This is a genomic window from Pseudomonas sp. TE12234 (assembly GCF_054061835.1).
Window position 1 is genome coordinate 24,222 of the sequence record NZ_JBSSEP010000030.1, and the last position, 16,660, is coordinate 40,881.

Consider the following 16,660-nt stretch of genomic DNA (forward strand, 5'->3'; position numbering starts at 1 on the left):
TGACCTTGACCTGAATTTTTAATCTCGACCTGAACGCGCCTGTCCCTTAAGGTAGGGCGCGAATAGACAACCGGCCGGCCCAAGCTCTCTTGGACGTCGACCCAAGACGGACGCCTATGAACCCGAATTTTCTAGATTTCGAACAGCCGATCGCCGACCTGCAAGCCAAGATCGAAGAGTTGCGCTTGGTCGGTAATGACAATTCGCTGAATATCGGCGATGAGATCTCCCGCCTGCAGGATAAAAGCAGCACCCTGACCGAAGACATCTTCGGCAAGCTGACCAGCTGGCAGATCGCGCGTCTGGCGCGTCACCCGCGTCGCCCGTACACCCTGGACTACATCGAACATATCTTCACCGAGTTCGATGAGTTGCACGGCGACCGCCACTTCTCCGACGACGCCGCCATCGTAGGCGGTATCGCTCGTCTGGATGACCAGCCAGTGATGGTGATCGGTCACCAGAAAGGCCGTGAAGTGCGCGAAAAGGTTCGCCGCAACTTCGGCATGCCGCGTCCGGAAGGCTACCGCAAGGCCTGCCGCCTGATGGAAATGGCCGAACGCTTCAAGATGCCGATTCTGACCTTCATCGATACGCCGGGCGCTTACCCTGGCATCGACGCCGAAGAGCGCAACCAGAGCGAAGCCATTGCCTGGAACCTGCGTGTCATGGCTCGCCTGAAAACCCCAATCATCGCCACCGTGATCGGTGAGGGTGGTTCCGGTGGCGCTTTGGCGATCGGTGTTTGCGATCAGTTGAACATGCTGCAGTACTCGACCTACGCGGTGATCTCGCCGGAAGGTTGCGCTTCGATCCTGTGGAAAACCGCCGAGAAGGCACCGGACGCCGCTGAAGCCATGGGCATTACCGCCGAGCGCCTCAAAGGCCTGGGCATCGTGGACAAAGTGATCAGCGAGCCTTTGGGTGGTGCGCACCGTGATCCAGCGGCGGCCGCTGCCAATATCCGTGCCGAACTGAGCTCGCAACTGGCGATGCTGAAGAAGCTCGATCACAAGGCGTTGCTGGATCGTCGCTACGAGCGTCTGATGAGCTACGGTCTCTGACCTGACCTCGCTGTTCGCTTTACCATGTGGGAGCGAGCTTGCTCGCGATGGAGTCTTAACATTCAACCAATTCGTTGTCTGTTATACCGCTATCGCGAGCAAGCTCGCTCCCACATTTGATTTAAGTGAATGAAGGTTATGAGTCAGTCAAATATTGATCTGCCCACCAGGCTTCTCCTGAATCTCGCGCCCTGGCGCAACGCCAAAGCCTGGCACATCGCGTTCTCCGGTGGTCTCGACTCCACCGTCCTGCTGCACCTTCTCGCAAAACTCGCGAAAACCGAATCCCTGCCGCCATTGAGTGCCATTCATGTCCATCACGGTCTTCAGCCTGTGGCTGATGGTTGGCCGGATCATTGCCGGTCGGTGTGTGACGCACTGCAAGTGCCATTGCACGTGAGTCGGGTGCAGGTTCAGCCCGGCGCCAGCCTTGAGCGTGCGGCCCGGGATGCCCGTTATGGTGTGTTCGTCGAGGTTACCCGGGCCAATGAAGTTTTGTTGACTGGACAGCATCATGACGACCAGGCGGAAACGCTGCTGTTCCGATTGTTGCGGGGGGCGGGGGTGCGAGGTCTGTCGGGGATGCCTCGCCAACGTCGGCTGGGTACAGGCTATCTGGTGCGGCCCTTGCTGGATGCGACTCGCGCCGATCTGGAAGCCTATGCGGCCGAGCATCAATTGAAATGGATTGAGGACCCTTCCAACCTGGATCAACACTTCTCGCGCAATTATCTGCGTCATCAGGTATTGCCGGTATTGACCGCGCGCTGGCCGCAGGCAATCGCGAGCATGGCCCGCAGCGCTAGGCATATGGGCGAAGCGCAAGGATTGCTCGGCGAGTTGGCACAAATCGACTTGAGCCAGGCCAGCACGCCCGGTGATTTCGACTGGCTGGGATTGCCGTCGCTGGAATTGGCACCGTTGGAAAAACTCTCCGACGCGCGCCAACGCAACGCCTTGAGTCACTGGCTCGAGCCCCTGACAAACCTCCCGGACAGCGACCATTGGTCGGGTTGGGAGGATTTGCGCGATGCCACTGGCGATGCGCGGCCCATCTGGCGCTTGGCGGAGGGTGAGTTGCACCGCGCGGGGGGGCGAGTCTGGTGGTTATCCGGCGCCTGGTTGCGTCCGCCTCCTGCTGTTGGCGCGTGGCCCGACCCTGCGCTGCCACGGGACCTACCCGACAATGGTGTGCTTGCCCTTGCCGGGCAAATGCCCGATGGCCCCTTGCAGATCCGCTATCGTGAAGGGGGCGAGGTGATGGATTTGCCAGGTCGGGGTCATCGCGACTTGAAGCGTTTGCTCAACGAAAGCGCTGTACCGTTGTTCGTCCGCGGCAGATTGCCGCTGCTGTACAAAGGTCAGCAATTGCTGGCGGTGGCGAACCTTCCGGGGCTGGATGGCAGTACGGCAGATGGCTGGAAATTGTGTTGGCAACCGCCGAGCGAAGATCAAGGTTTGAGCTGAAAGGGGCTTTCCGGTAGACTACGCTCCCTTCTTGATACAACTTCTGTGGATTCGCCTGAATTGCAGGAGTTGCCGATTACCAAGCAGTCTTTGCTGGGCGATTCCAAAAAATGTGTAGCGAGCAACGTACCGGTGTTTCATCTTCCGGTCTGTCCCAACGCGGCGGTTTTTTTGAAAGGTGCACTGTGATTAATGCAGGTGATCGGGGGCTTCGGCCTTCCTTCGCTTTCCCCGGCGGCTCGGACCGCTTTAACGCAGACTTCTAGGGTTTTTCATGACGCGCTACATATTCGTCACGGGCGGTGTTGTTTCTTCATTGGGGAAAGGCATTGCATCGGCATCATTGGCGGCCATCCTGGAGGCGCGGGGACTTAAGGTCACCATGCTGAAGCTGGACCCGTACATCAACGTCGACCCGGGCACCATGAGCCCGTTCCAGCACGGAGAAGTGTTCGTCACCCACGACGGCGCCGAGACCGACCTGGACCTGGGCCACTACGAGCGGTTCATCCGCACGACCATGACCCAGAACAACAACTTCACCACCGGCCGTGTCTATGAGCATGTGCTGCGCAAAGAGCGTCGTGGTGACTACCTGGGCGCAACCATCCAGGTCATCCCGCACATCACCGACGAAATCAAGCGCCGTATCATCAAGGGCGCCGGCGACGCCGACGTGGCGATGGTCGAGATCGGTGGCACCGTGGGTGACATCGAATCCCAACCGTTCCTCGAAGCCATCCGCCAGTTGCGTTTCGAAGTCGGCGCCAAGCGCGCGATGCTGATGCACCTGACGCTGGTGCCGTACATCGCCACTGCCGGCGAAACCAAAACCAAGCCAACCCAGCACTCGGTCAAGGAGCTGCGCTCCATCGGCCTGCAACCTGACGTGCTGGTTTGCCGTTCCGATCACCCGATTGATGTGTCTTCGCGTCGCAAGATCGCGCAATTCACCAACGTTGAAGAACGTGCAGTGATCGCGCTGGAAGACGCCGACACCATCTACAAGATCCCGGGCATTCTGCATTCCCAGGGTCTGGACGATTTCGTCGTCGAGCGTTTCGGCCTGCAATGTGGCGGTGCCGATCTGTCCGAGTGGGAAGCTGTGGTCGACGCCAAGCTGAACCCGGAGCACGAAGTCACCATCGCCATGGTCGGCAAGTACATGGAGCTGCTGGACGCCTACAAGTCGCTGATCGAAGCGATGAGTCATGCCGGCATCAGCAACCGTACCAAGGTCAACCTGCGCTACATCGATTCCGAAGACATCGAAAACCAGGGCACCGCGCTGCTCGAAGGCGTTGATGCAATCCTGGTCCCGGGTGGCTTTGGTCTGCGTGGCGTGGAAGGCAAGATCACTGCCGTTCAATACGCTCGCGAAAACAAGGTGCCATACCTGGGTATCTGCCTGGGCATGCAGGTGGCCGTGATCGAGTTCGCTCGTAACGTCATGGGCTGGAAAGACGCCAACTCCACCGAGTTCGATCGCGCCAGCGGTCACCCGGTCGTGGGCCTGATCACCGAGTGGGAAGATGCCACAGGTGCCGTCGAAATCCGTACCGAAGCGTCCGATCTGGGCGGCACCATGCGCCTCGGTGCGCAGGACTGCCTGCTGGAGCCGGGTTCCCTGGTTCACGATTGCTACGGCAAGGACGTGATTGTCGAGCGTCACCGTCATCGCTACGAAGTGAACAACAACCTGCTGCCGCAAATCATCGAAGCCGGCCTGAAAATCTCCGGTCGTTCCGGTGATGGCGCGCTGGTTGAAGTGGTCGAAGCACCGGATCACCCATGGTTCGTTGCTTGCCAGTTCCACCCTGAGTTCACCTCGACACCTCGCGACGGTCACCCGTTGTTCAGTGGTTTCGTCAAAGCCGCTTTGGCTCAACACCAGAAGAAGGCTTGAACCTTATGGCGCAGAAGATCATCCGTGTAGGCGATATCGAGATTGCCAACGACAAGCCAATGGTGCTGTTCGGTGGCATGAACGTGCTGGAAAGCCGCGACATGGCGATGCAGGTCTGCGAAGAGTACGTGAAGGTTACCGAGAAGCTCGGTATCCCTTACGTGTTCAAGGCCAGTTTCGACAAGGCTAACCGCTCCTCCGTGACCTCTTACCGTGGCCCCGGCCTGGAAGAGGGCATGCGGATTTTCCAGGACATCAAGCAAGCCTTTGGTGTGCCGATCATCACCGACGTCCATGAGCCGGAGCAGGCCGCGGTCGTTGCTGAAGTCTGCGACATCATTCAGCTGCCGGCCTTCCTGTCGCGCCAGACCGACCTGGTGGTCGCGATGGCCAGGACCGGTGCCGTGATCAATATCAAGAAGGCTCAATTCCTCGCGCCTCAGGAAATGAAACACATCCTGAACAAGTGCGTGGAGGCCGGTAATGATCAGTTGATCCTCTGCGAACGCGGTTCGAGCTTTGGCTACAACAACCTGGTCGTCGACATGCTGGGCTTCGGCATCATGAAGCAGTTCGAATACCCGGTGTTCTTCGACGTGACCCACGCCTTGCAAATGCCTGGCGGTCGCTCCGATTCCGCCGGTGGTCGTCGCGCCCAGGTCACCGATCTGGCCAAGGCAGGCATGAGTCAGTCCCTGGCTGGCCTGTTCCTTGAAGCCCACCCGGACCCGGACAACGCCAAGTGCGACGGCCCTTGCGCCTTGCGTCTGGACAAACTGGAGCCATTCCTGGCCCAGCTAAAAGCCCTGGACGAACTGGTGAAGAGTTTTCCGACGGTAGAAACCGCGTAATCCTCATTTCTCCGGTAAAGTACCGCACGATTTAACGCTCAGGCCCTCGGGTCTGGGCCTTGTCGTCCGCAAGTCTGCCCGCTGCACATCACTTGCCGACGATAAAAGATTTCCTACAGCTGCGTCGTTTTCGTCAACTTTGGAGTGTTTACAACAATGGCTAAAATCGTCGACATCAAAGGTCGTGAAGTTCTCGACTCCCGTGGCAATCCCACCGTGGAAGCGGACGTGCTTCTCGACAACGGCATCATCGGCAGCGCCTGCGCGCCGTCCGGTGCTTCCACTGGCTCGCGTGAAGCGCTCGAGCTGCGTGATGGCGACAAAAGCCGTTACCTGGGCAAGGGTGTACTGAAGGCCGTTGCCAACATCAATGGTCCGATCCGCGACCTGTTGAAAGGTACAGACCCAAGCGACCAGAAAGCGCTGGATCTGGCGATGATCAAGCTCGACGGTACTGAAAACAAGGCAACCCTGGGCGCCAACGCGATCCTCGCCGTTTCCCTGGCTGCGGCCAAGGCAGCTGCACAGGACCAGGATCTGCCGCTGTACGCTCACATTGCCAACCTGAACGGCACCCCGGGTGTTTACTCGATGCCGGTTCCGATGATGAACATCATCAACGGTGGCGAGCACGCCGACAACAACGTCGATATCCAGGAATTCATGGTTCAGCCAGTAGGCGCCAAGACTTTCTCGGAAGGTCTGCGCATGGGCACCGAGATTTTCCATCACCTCAAAGCCGTGCTGAAGGCCCGTGGCCTGAGCACTGCCGTCGGTGACGAAGGTGGTTTCGCGCCGAACCTGGCCTCCAACGAAGACGCTTTGAAAGTGATCTCCGAAGCCGTGGCCAATGCCGGTTACAAGCTGGGCACCGACGTGACCCTGGCTCTGGACTGCGCGGCCAGCGAATTCTACGAAGACGGTAAATACAACCTGTCGGGCGAAGGCCAAGTCTTCACCGCTGAAGGTTTTGCTGATTACCTGAAAGGTCTGACCGAGCGTTACCCAATCATTTCCATCGAAGACGGTCTGGACGAGTCCGACTGGGCTGGCTGGAAAATCCTCACCGACAAGATCGGCGAGAAGACCCAGCTGGTAGGCGACGACCTGTTCGTGACCAACACCAAGATCCTGAAAGAAGGCATCGACAAAAAGATCGCCAACTCGATCCTGATCAAGTTCAACCAGATCGGCACCCTGACCGAAACCCTGGAAGCCATCCAGATGGCCAAGGCCGCTGGTTACACCGCCGTGATTTCGCACCGCTCCGGCGAAACCGAAGACTCGACCATTGCCGACCTGGCTGTGGGCACCTCGGCTGGCCAGATCAAGACCGGCTCCCTGTGCCGTTCCGATCGCGTTTCCAAGTACAACCAACTGCTGCGTATCGAAGAGCAGTTGAACGGCAAAGCCAAGTACAACGGCCGCAGCGAATTCCGCGGCTAACCAGTACATAGTAAAAAAGACACCGGATTGTGTCGGAAAAATCGCTGCGGCGACGTTTTTACCACTAATCTGATGCCTTATAAGCACAAGCCTGGTTCATCCAGGCTTCGTGCTATCAGTAGCTTCATGTTTTGGTATGGCTGTCTTTTTTCACTGGATACCTGATATTCGATGCGCAGTCCCAATTGGTTGTTCCTCGTCTTGCTCCTGCTGCTGGCTGGCCTGCAGTACCGCCTGTGGGTGGGCAATGGCAGTCTGGCGCAAGTGGCCGAACTGACTCAGCAGATCGCGGATCAGCACGCTGAGAACGAGTCGTTGCTGGAGCGCAATCGGGTGATGGACGCTGAAGTCAGCGAGTTGAAAAAGGGCATGGAGACTGTTGAAGAGCGGGCTCGCCATGAGCTGGGCATGGTCAAGGACGGTGAAACCCTTTACCAGCTGGCGCAATGAACGTGTCTCTACCGGCCTTCTGGGCCGTGATTCCTGCCGCGGGCGTCGGTGCCCGTATGGCCGCAGACCGTCCCAAGCAATACCTGCAATTGGGCGGGCGCACTATTCTCGAACACAGCCTCGGCTGTTTCCTTGATCACCCGGCCCTCAAGGGGTTGGTGGTCAGTCTAGCTGTTGATGATCCTTACTGGCCGAACCTGGCGTGTGCTTCCGATCGGCGCATTCAACGCGTTGACGGCGGTGCCGAGCGTTCCGGATCGGTACTCAATGCGTTGCTGCACTTGCATGCGTTAGGTGCGGACGATGAGGATTGGGTGTTGGTGCACGATGCTGCCCGGCCCAATCTGAGTCGCGATGATCTGGACAAGTTGCTGGGCGACCTGGCGGAGGATCCGGTGGGTGGACTGCTGGCGGTGCCGGCACGGGATACCTTGAAACGGGTCGATAAGCAGGGGCGTGTGGTGGAAACCGTGGATCGCAGCGTGATCTGGCAAGCCTATACGCCGCAGATGTTCCGTCTTGGCGCATTGCATCGCGCGCTGGCGGACAGCCTGGTGGCCGACGCCGTCATTACCGACGAAGCTTCAGCCATGGAGTGGGCGGGGATGGCGCCGCGCCTGATCGAAGGGCGCGCCGATAATCTCAAGGTCACTCGCCCTGAAGATTTGGAGTGGTTGCGTCAACGTTGGGCTAACCGAGGCTAGTCGATCCTAACCCCGATATTCGGGTCTTTCGGCCAATCCTTCCTTCAGATAATCGACCAGTTTGCGCACCTTGGGCGACAGATGCCGTTGCTGTGGATAAAGCGCCCACACCGCAGTGTTCGGCGGCTGATGCGCCTCCAATAGCGAAATCAACGCACCGCTTTTCAAATGCTCCAGCACGTAATAATCCGGCAGCTGGCATAACCCTACGCCCTGTAGCGCCGCATCCAGCACCGCTTGCCCACTGTTACAGCGCCAGTTTCCCTGGACGCGCTGGGAAAATTCCCGCCCGTTCTGTTCCAGTTGCCAGAGATCGGAGCTGCCGATCAGGCAGTTATGACGGCTCAATTCCGACAAACTGTGTGGGCGACCATAACGTTCCAGGTAGGAAGGCGACGCGCAAAGAAACATGCGCCGTGGCGCGAGGCGGGTGGCGACCAGTCGCGAGTCCTGCAAGCGACCCAGGCGGATGGCCAGGTCCAGGCCCTCATGCACCAGATCGAGCTGGCGATTGCTCAGTTCAATGTCGATCCGCAACTGCGGATAGAGCCCCATGAAGCGCGTGACCAGTGGCACGATAAAGCGTTCGCCGTAGGCTACGGCGCAGGTCATGCGCAACATGCCCTTGGGCTCGCTGGTCAAGTCGCCGACCGCGCGCAACGCCTCCTCGCGACCGTCCTGCAAACGCTGGCAATGTTGCAAAAAAGTTTGCCCAGCTTCGGTCAGCGCGACCCGGCGCGTACTGCGATAGAGCAAGCGGGTTTGCAGGCGTTCTTCCAGTCGTACGATTTGTCGACTGATGTGGGAGGAAGAAACCCCCAGGCGTTCGGCGGCAGCGGTGAACTGACTGCATTCGGCGACCGCGACAAATTCGTCGATACCTTCCCAGCGATTTTCGGACATCCTGGATTATCCCTGTGTAGCAATAATGTTTTGCTTTTGTCCGGATTATTCACCGTAAGGCGCTGTAATACACTCCCTGTCTCGTTTTTATTCACTGGAGAATCACCATGATCAAGTCGCGCGCCGCCGTTGCCTTCGAGGCCAAGAAACCTCTGGAGATTGTTGAAGTCGATGTCGCCATGCCCAAGGCCGGTGAAGTGTTGCTGCGCGTGGTGGCTTCCGGTGTTTGCCATACCGATGCCTACACCCTGTCCGGTGCCGACCCGGAAGGTATCTTTCCGTCGATTCTCGGTCACGAAGGTGGTGCGATTGTCGAAGCCATTGGCGAGGGCGTGACCTCTGTGACCGTCGGCGACCATGTGATCCCGCTGTACACCCCTGAATGCCGTCAGTGCAAATTCTGTCTGTCGGGCAAAACCAACCTTTGCCAGGCAATTCGCGCAACTCAGGGCAAAGGTCTGATGCCGGATGGCACTTCGCGTTTTTCCTACAAGGGTGAAACGATTTTCCACTACATGGGCACTTCGACTTTTTCCGAGTACACCGTGTTGCCGGAAATCTCCGTGGCCAAGATCGCTAAAGAAGCGCCCCTGGAAAAAGTCTGCCTGTTGGGTTGTGGTGTCACCACCGGCATCGGCGCAGTCCTCAACACTGCCAAGGTGAAACCCGGTGATACCGTGGCCATTTTCGGCCTTGGCGGTATCGGTCTGTCGGCTGTCATCGGTGCAGTCAAAGCCAAGGCCGGCCGTATCATTGCCATCGATATCAACCCGGCCAAATTTGAAATCGCCAAACAGTTGGGTGCAACCGACTGCGTGAACCCGAAAGACTTCGACCGTCCGATTCAGGAAGTCATCGTCGACATGACCGATGGTGGCGTCGACTTCTCCTTCGAATGCATCGGCAACGTCCAATTGATGCGTGCCGCACTGGAGTGCTGCCACAAGGGGTGGGGTGAGTCGGTCATCATCGGTGTCGCCGGTGCCGGTCAGGAAATCTCCACCCGTCCGTTCCAGTTGGTCACCGGTCGCGTCTGGCGCGGTTCGGCGTTCGGTGGCGTACGCGGCCGTACCGAGTTGCCAAGCTACGTGGAAATGGCCGAAACCGGGGAAATCCCGTTGGACACCTTCATCACCCACACCATGGGCCTGGAAGATATCAACAAGGCTTTCGACCTGATGCATGAAGGAAAAAGCATCCGCACCGTCATCCATTTCTGAGGTCAGCCATGAGCCTGGAAAATATTTCCTGCCAGAAAAGCTTCGGCGGCTGGCACAAGCGTTACCGGCATCGCTCCGACGTGCTCGGCTGCGACATGGTGTTTGCCGTGTACCTGCCGCCGCAGGCGGAGCAGGGCGGTCAACTGCCGGTGCTGTACTGGCTGTCCGGCCTGACCTGCACCGACGAGAACTTCATGCAGAAGGCCGGCGCGATGCGCATGGCTGCCGAGCTGGGATTGATCATCGTTGCACCGGACACCAGCCCTCGTGGTCCGGAGGTGGCGGGCGATCCCGATGGCGCTTGGGACTTCGGTCTCGGCGCAGGTTTTTATCTGAATGCCACGCAGGAACCCTGGTCGCGTCACTATCGGATGCATGACTACGTCGTGCAGGAATTACCTGCCTTGGTCGAGGCTCATTTCCCTGCGTCGGACAAGCGCGGCATCAGTGGTCACTCCATGGGCGGACACGGTGCGTTGATCTGCGCCTTGCGCAACCCGGGGCGTTATCTCTCGGTGTCGGCGTTTTCGCCGATCAACAATCCGATGGACTGCCCTTGGGGGCAGAAGGCTTTTTCCCGATACCTCGGGGAAGACCGTTCCAAATGGCGCGAGTGGGATGCCTGCGCATTGATTGCCGAGGCTGACGAGAAGTTGCCGCTGCTGGTCGATCAGGGTGATCGCGATGATTTCCTGGCCACCCAGCTTAAGCCCGAAGCCTTGCAGCAGGCTGCCAAACTGGCCGGTCATCCGCTGACGTTGCGCTTGCAGCCCGGCTACGACCACAGCTATTTCTTCATCGCCAGTTTCATCGATGATCACTTGCGGCATCACGCGCATGCTTTAGTGCCCCGTCTCGCAAGTACTGTTCCTTTTTGACGGCGTCTGTTGTCGTCAAAAGAGGAACGTACTTGTGAGACAGGACACTAGCCGCTCAATAGCAGGTAGAATCACGCCCTGACAAAAATCGGGGCGTTTTTTTATGCGTATTGGCCACGGCTATGATGTGCACCGTTTCGCTGAAGGCGATTTCATCACTTTGGGCGGCGTGCGCATTGCACACGGCTTCGGGCTGCTCGCCCATTCCGACGGTGACGTCCTGCTCCACGCCTTGAGCGATGCCTTGCTCGGCGCGGCTGCGCTGGGTGACATCGGCAAGCATTTCCCGGACACCGACCCGCAATTCAAGGGCGCCGACAGCCGTGGGCTGTTGCGTCATGTCGTCGCACTGATTCACGCCAAGGGCTGGAAGGTCGGCAACGTCGATAACACCATCGTCGCCCAGGCGCCGAAAATGGCCCCGCATATCGAATCGATGCGCGCGCTGATTGCCGCGGATCTTCAAGTTGAGTTGGATCAAGTGAACGTCAAGGCTACCACTACCGAAAAGCTTGGCTTTGTCGGTCGCGAAGAAGGTATTGCGGTGCACTCCGTTGCCTTGTTGCTGCGCGCATGAACGAACTGCAATTGCTCGGCCCGCGGGCCTATGGTGAAGCCCTCGGCACCGCAGTCTTGAAAGCCATCGCGGAAGATTTTCAGGTCGACGAAGTCCTTGATATCCCTTTGAGCGGTGATGGCGAACACCTGTGGATCTGGGTGGAAAAACGCGGCCTGAATACGGAAGAAGCAGCGCGGCGCATTGCCAAGGCCGCTGGCGTGCCATTGCGCACCGTCAGCTATGCCGGGCTCAAGGATCGCCAGGCGCTGACACGACAGTGGTTCAGCGTGCAGTTGCCGGGCAAGGCCGATCCGGATCTGTCGGCGGCAGAAAACGACACGCTGAAAATCCTCAAGACCAGTCGGCACAAGCGCAAGCTGCAACGCGGCGCCCACTCGGCCAATGGCTTTACTTTGCGCCTGACGCAGTTCGCCGGCAACAAGGCGGCCATTGAAGAGCGCCTGCAGTTGATCGCCCAACAAGGCATCCCCAACTATTTCGGCGCCCAGCGCTTCGGGCACGATGGCGGCAATGTGGTCGATGCCCGCGCCTGGGCTGCGCGCAAGGCCTTGCCAGAGCAACGCAACGTCAGGTCGCGCCTGCTCTCCACAGCCCGTAGTTTTCTGTTCAACCAGGTGTTGGCCGCCCGTGTCGCCGATGGCACCTGGCAGCGCGCCCAAGTGGGTGATTTGCTGGCATTCACCGATAGCCGCAGCTTCTTTCCGGCCGGTGAGGCCGAGTGCAGCGACCCGCGTCTGGCGATTCTCGATCTGCATCCGACCGGCCCGCAGTGGGGCGAAGGTGACTCGCCGACCGCGGGCGCTGTCCATGAACTGGAGCAGGCAATCGCCGCCCGCGAAGCCGACCTTCGCGATTGGTTGATTAACGCCGGAATGAGCCACGAACGTCGCATCCTGCGACTGCCCATAGCCGGGTTGACGTGGCATTATCCCGAGCCTGACATTCTGCAACTGGAATTCGTCCTGCCGGCCGGATGCTTCGCCACTGTATTGGTGCGCGAACTCGTTGATCTGGTGCCGGTGGGGCAAACGGACAGCCCATGCGTATTCTGATTTCAAACGACGATGGGGTAACCGCACCCGGTCTCGCCGCGCTTTATGCTGCGCTGGCGGATTACACCGAGTGCGTGGTTATCGCCCCGGACCAGGACAAAAGCGGCGCCAGCAGCTCATTGACGCTCGACCGTCCGTTGCACCCGCAGACGCTGACCAATGGCTTTATCAGCGTGAATGGCACGCCGACCGATTGCGTGCACCTGGGCCTCAATGGCTTGCTGGAGCGTGAAGCGGACATGGTGGTGTCCGGGATCAACCTGGGCGCCAACCTGGGGGACGATGTCCTGTATTCCGGAACCGTGGCGGCCGCGCTCGAAGGGCGTTTCCTGGCGCGTCCTTCGTTCGCCTTTTCGTTGGTCTCACGACAAGTCGAGAACCTTCCTACGGCGGCGTACTTTGCGCGCAAACTGGTCGAAGCTCATGCTGAACTTGAACTTCCTCCGCGTACGGTATTGAACGTGAACATTCCGAATTTGCCGCTGGCCCACATCCGCGGTATCCAGTTGACCCGTCTCGGCCATCGCGCCCGTGCGGCGGCGCCGACGCAGGTGGTCGACCCGCGAGGCAAGGCCGGATACTGGATCGCGGCTGCCGGGGATGCCGAGGACGGCGGTCCGGGCACTGATTTTCATGCGGTCATGCAGGGCTATGTGTCCATTACCCCATTGCAACTGGATCGTACCTTCAATGACGCCTTCAGAAGTCTCGATGGCTGGCTGGAGGGGCTGCGCTAATGTCTCGTGAGCACGACGATATGCTGCGTCGCGGCATCGGGATGACTTCGCAACGGACCCGTGAGCGCCTTATCCAGCGTTTGTACGAGGAAGGGTTGTCGAACGCCAAGGTGCTGGAAGTCATCCGCCGCACACCTCGTCACCTGTTCGTCGACGAAGCGCTGGCGCACCGCGCCTACGAAGATACGGCACTGCCGATCGGGCATAACCAGACCATTTCCCAGCCTTATATGGTGGCGCGCATGAGCGAGCTGCTGCTGGAAGCCGGTCCATTGGACAAAGTGCTGGAAATCGGAACGGGGTCGGGTTATCAGACGGCTGTTTTGTCGCAGCTGGTCGAACGAGTGTTTTCCGTCGAGCGCATCAAAGTCCTTCAGGATCGCGCCAAGGAACGCCTGGTTGAATTGAACCTGCGCAATGTGGTGTTTCGTTGGGGCGATGGCTGGGAAGGCTGGCCGGCGCTGGCGCCGTACAATGGCATTATCGTGACAGCGGTGGCGACCGATGTCCCGCAGGCGCTCCTCGATCAACTGGCACCCGGCGGGCGTATGGTGATCCCGGTGGGGTCGGGAGAGGTTCAGCAGTTGCTGCTGATCATTCGAGAAGAACACGGCTTTTCCAGGCGCGTTCTGGAGGCGGTGCGCTTCGTTCCGTTGCTCAACGGGCCACTGGCCTGAGCATTTGTTTCGGCCCGCTGAATTCTCCTCGATTGCCTTTGTCTTATAGCGGCGTCGATCAGTTAAACAGGTTGTTTTATCGGGCAGCAAACGTGTGCGCGAAGCCATTTCGCTTCATTAAAGGTAAAGCGTGCCCGGCCCGTTATACTTGCGACACTTCATGCCTAAACACGGCAAATCACATTTTCAGCCACCATAAAGGGAGCGGCGGGTGAGTCTCACAGTCATTGCGCAGCGTATGGGTATAACGAGCTTTCAGCGCCTGGTGACTGGCCTTGTCTTGAGCACCTTGCTGGTCGGATGTTCCAGCAACAAATCCAGCGATGTACGCGTGGTCGATCGCAACAATGCCGTGGCCCAGCGTCCGGCCGTGACGACGGGGCAGTACGTCGTTCGCCCCAAAGACACCCTGTTTTCCATTGCCTTTCGCTATGGCTGGGACTACAAGGCCCTGGCGGCGCGCAACAACATTCCTGCGCCTTATACGATCCATCCGGGTCAGACGATTCGCTTCGACGGACGCAGCGATTCAACGTCGACAACGACAGTCAGTTCGTCAAATTCAACGCCATCGTCCTCGATTAAAACCACGGTGATCCGTCGTCCGGTAAACGGTTCGACCACCACTGCGCCGACGGTGGTACCGTCCGTCGCCAACAAGCCGGCTCCCGAACCATTGCCTCCCCCGGGCCCGGCCCCGACCGGCTGGGGATGGCCATCTAATGGCATTTTAATTGGAAAATTCTCTTCAAACGGTAGTTTGAATAAAGGAATTGATATCGCCGGGGATTTGGGACAGCCTGTTTTAGCTGCGTCTGATGGGACTGTCGTATACGCCGGGAGTGGCTTAAGGGGCTACGGCGAATTAGTGATCATCAAACACAGCGAAACCTACGTCAGTGCCTACGGACACAACCGCAGGCTGTTGGTTCGGGAGGGGCAGCAGGTCAAGGTCGGACAGACAATTGCCGAAATGGGGTCAACGGGTACGGACCGGGTGAAACTGCATTTTGAGATTCGCCGGCAAGGTAAACCTGTAGATCCGCTGCAATTCCTGCCACGTCGTTGATCGCTTACCAGCCTGTTCCATCGTAGAGGGGACAGGCTCCAGCGTTGCCAAGGATAAAGGCGCCGCTTGAGCTTGAGGTCGAACTCACCAAAGGACTATAACAATGGCTCTCAGTAAAGAAGTGCCGGAGTTTGACATCGACGATGAGGTTCTCCTTATGGAGACCGGCATCGGTACGGATTCGATGTCGAATGATGAAGGGGCGGCTCCACCTTCCGTTCGTGCCAAATCCAAACACTCCGCGTCGTTAAAGCAGCACAAATACATTGATTACACGCGTGCACTCGATGCCACGCAGCTGTATCTCAATGAAATCGGTTTTTCCCCATTATTGTCCCCCGAAGAAGAAGTTCATTTTGCGCGCCTGTCGCAAAGTGGCGATCCGGCCGGACGCAAACGCATGATCGAAAGTAACTTGCGGCTGGTAGTGAAAATTGCCCGGCGTTACGTCAATCGCGGTTTGTCGTTGCTGGATCTGATCGAGGAGGGCAACCTGGGGTTGATCCGCGCGGTAGAGAAATTTGACCCTGAACGCGGCTTCCGCTTCTCGACCTACGCAACCTGGTGGATTCGTCAAACCATCGAACGCGCAATCATGAATCAGACCCGGACCATCCGGTTGCCGATTCATGTGGTCAAAGAGCTCAACGTGTACCTGCGGGCCGCACGGGAGCTGACGCAAAAACTCGACCATGAACCCTCACCCGAAGAAATAGCCAACCTGCTGGAAAAACCGGTAGGTGAGGTCAAGCGCATGCTGGGCCTGAACGAGCGGGTTTCTTCGGTCGACGTCTCGCTGGGTCCGGATTCGGATAAAACCCTGCTGGATACCCTTACTGACGATCGCCCAACCGATCCATGCGAACTGTTGCAGGATGACGACCTGTCCCAGAGCATCGATCAGTGGCTTTCAGAGTTGACCGACAAGCAGCGCGAAGTGGTGGTGCGGCGTTTCGGTCTGCGCGGCCACGAAAGCAGCACCCTTGAAGACGTAGGCCTTGAGATTGGCCTGACTCGGGAACGAGTCAGACAGATTCAGGTTGAAGGCCTGAAGCGTCTTCGGGAGATTCTGGAGAAAAACGGCCTGTCCAGCGAGTCGCTGTTCCAGTAACTGTCTCGTAGCTAAAAAAGCCCCGACTGGTTCGGGGCTTTTTGTTGTTGGAGAGAAAACGACTGCATCCCCGGGCATGACCTCTGGTTCGTAGTCTTGCGTTGTAAGTCATTGCTTACTCTTTCGTAAGTGTTCGTTATTTTTCCAGGGCAGTCGTCGGTTATACATCTGACAGAGAAGATCTATCCCATTGAAACGTAGGTAAAAAACTTAAGATTTACGATATATGACAAGCCGGGCCAGCCCCGGAGCCCGATTGCTCTTACCGCTGAACGCTCTAGTATTCGGGCTGTGTCGACGGACAGACACGCCCTTCAAGGACGAAGGGAAGGGACATCGCAGGAAGCGATTCATCAGGACGATGAAAAGGAACAAAGGGAATAAGGAAAAAATGTGGGCGGGTCAAACCGCCCCTTTTTTTCGCCCATGGAAAAGCAAAAAGGCCCACAAGAAGACTGTGTGAAAACACACTGAAGGCCAGCCCAACAAACGCCCCGACTTGTTCGGGGCGTTTGTTTTTTGTGCGGGCAACAGGCGGAAAAAGG

17 protein-coding genes are annotated in these 16,660 nt (G+C 58.3%); 15 read left to right on the forward strand and 2 right to left on the reverse strand.

Features of this window, described 5'->3' with window-relative positions; all coding sequences use genetic code 11:
• Positions 1 to 116 precede the first annotated feature (116 nt).
• From ACVWYU_RS29255 to ispD, 7 genes are all read left to right on the forward strand, one after another.
• Complete coding sequence (locus ACVWYU_RS29255; protein ID WP_090316955.1) at positions 117 to 1,064, forward strand: acetyl-CoA carboxylase carboxyltransferase subunit alpha; 948 nt, start codon at positions 117 to 119, stop codon at positions 1,062 to 1,064.
• Positions 1,065 to 1,202: 138 nt separating this feature from the next.
• Positions 1,203 to 2,531 carry a tRNA lysidine(34) synthetase TilS gene (tilS, locus tag ACVWYU_RS29260; RefSeq protein WP_457374350.1) on the forward strand — a complete coding sequence of 443 codons (1,329 nt, stop codon included), beginning with the start codon at positions 1,203 to 1,205 and terminating at the stop codon, positions 2,529 to 2,531.
• A 274-nt stretch (positions 2,532 to 2,805) separates the two neighbouring features.
• Complete coding sequence (locus ACVWYU_RS29265; protein ID WP_090316963.1) at positions 2,806 to 4,437, forward strand: CTP synthase; 1,632 nt, start codon at positions 2,806 to 2,808, stop codon at positions 4,435 to 4,437.
• Between the two features lie 5 nt (positions 4,438 to 4,442).
• A complete protein-coding gene (gene kdsA / locus ACVWYU_RS29270) occupies positions 4,443 to 5,288 on the forward strand; it encodes a 3-deoxy-8-phosphooctulonate synthase (RefSeq protein WP_247254876.1) in 846 nt (281 codons plus the stop codon).
• A 156-nt stretch (positions 5,289 to 5,444) separates the two neighbouring features.
• Positions 5,445 to 6,734, forward strand: coding sequence for a phosphopyruvate hydratase (eno, locus tag ACVWYU_RS29275; RefSeq protein ID WP_090316970.1), 1,290 nt, complete (start codon positions 5,445 to 5,447; stop codon positions 6,732 to 6,734).
• A gap of 171 nt (positions 6,735 to 6,905) precedes the next feature.
• Complete coding sequence (gene ftsB, locus ACVWYU_RS29280) at positions 6,906 to 7,184, forward strand: cell division protein FtsB (RefSeq protein WP_047526337.1); 279 nt, start codon at positions 6,906 to 6,908, stop codon at positions 7,182 to 7,184.
• On the forward strand, positions 7,181 to 7,888 hold the full coding sequence (gene ispD, locus ACVWYU_RS29285) for a 2-C-methyl-D-erythritol 4-phosphate cytidylyltransferase (RefSeq protein WP_247254875.1): 708 nt from the start codon (positions 7,181 to 7,183) through the stop codon (positions 7,886 to 7,888). Before ftsB ends, ispD begins: the two co-directional genes overlap by 4 nt.
• A gap of 6 nt (positions 7,889 to 7,894) precedes the next feature.
• Here ispD and ACVWYU_RS29290 read toward each other — a convergent pair whose 3' ends face one another.
• On the reverse strand, positions 7,895 to 8,791 hold the full coding sequence (locus ACVWYU_RS29290) for a LysR substrate-binding domain-containing protein (RefSeq protein ID WP_090316976.1): 897 nt from the start codon (positions 8,789 to 8,791) through the stop codon (positions 7,895 to 7,897).
• 107 nt (positions 8,792 to 8,898) lie between these two features.
• Between ACVWYU_RS29290 and ACVWYU_RS29295 the strand changes: the two genes are divergently transcribed.
• From ACVWYU_RS29295 to rpoS, 8 genes are all read left to right on the forward strand, one after another.
• A complete protein-coding gene (locus tag ACVWYU_RS29295) occupies positions 8,899 to 10,011 on the forward strand; it encodes an S-(hydroxymethyl)glutathione dehydrogenase/class III alcohol dehydrogenase (protein WP_457374351.1) in 1,113 nt (370 codons plus the stop codon).
• Positions 10,012 to 10,019: 8 nt separating this feature from the next.
• Entirely contained in the window at positions 10,020 to 10,889 is an 870-nt protein-coding gene (gene fghA / locus ACVWYU_RS29300) for an S-formylglutathione hydrolase (protein WP_247254873.1), read from the forward strand.
• 103 nt (positions 10,890 to 10,992) lie between these two features.
• Positions 10,993 to 11,466 (forward strand): 2-C-methyl-D-erythritol 2,4-cyclodiphosphate synthase, encoded by a 474-nt coding sequence (gene ispF, locus ACVWYU_RS29305; protein ID WP_090316982.1) that lies wholly within the window; start codon positions 10,993 to 10,995, stop codon positions 11,464 to 11,466.
• The gene (truD, locus tag ACVWYU_RS29310) at positions 11,463 to 12,521 is read left to right on the forward strand and encodes a tRNA pseudouridine(13) synthase TruD (protein ID WP_457374352.1); all 1,059 of its coding nucleotides are present in this window, start codon (positions 11,463 to 11,465) and stop codon (positions 12,519 to 12,521) included. Before ispF ends, truD begins: the two co-directional genes overlap by 4 nt.
• Positions 12,509 to 13,258 (forward strand): 5'/3'-nucleotidase SurE, encoded by a 750-nt coding sequence (gene surE, locus ACVWYU_RS29315; RefSeq protein ID WP_247254872.1) that lies wholly within the window; start codon positions 12,509 to 12,511, stop codon positions 13,256 to 13,258. Before truD ends, surE begins: the two co-directional genes overlap by 13 nt.
• A 41-nt stretch (positions 13,259 to 13,299) precedes the next feature.
• Complete coding sequence (locus ACVWYU_RS29320; RefSeq protein WP_247254909.1) at positions 13,300 to 13,935, forward strand: protein-L-isoaspartate(D-aspartate) O-methyltransferase; 636 nt, start codon at positions 13,300 to 13,302, stop codon at positions 13,933 to 13,935.
• Between the two features lie 211 nt (positions 13,936 to 14,146).
• Entirely contained in the window at positions 14,147 to 15,004 is an 858-nt protein-coding gene (locus ACVWYU_RS29325) for a peptidoglycan DD-metalloendopeptidase family protein (protein WP_090316990.1), read from the forward strand.
• Between the two features lie 103 nt (positions 15,005 to 15,107).
• On the forward strand, positions 15,108 to 16,115 hold the full coding sequence (gene rpoS, locus ACVWYU_RS29330; RefSeq protein ID WP_059407844.1) for an RNA polymerase sigma factor RpoS: 1,008 nt from the start codon (positions 15,108 to 15,110) through the stop codon (positions 16,113 to 16,115).
• Positions 16,116 to 16,392: 277 nt separating this feature from the next.
• Here the strand turns inward: rpoS and ACVWYU_RS29335 are convergent.
• Positions 16,393 to 16,660: hypothetical protein (locus ACVWYU_RS29335; RefSeq protein ID WP_457374353.1), on the reverse strand; the 268-nt coding region annotated here is incomplete at its 5' end.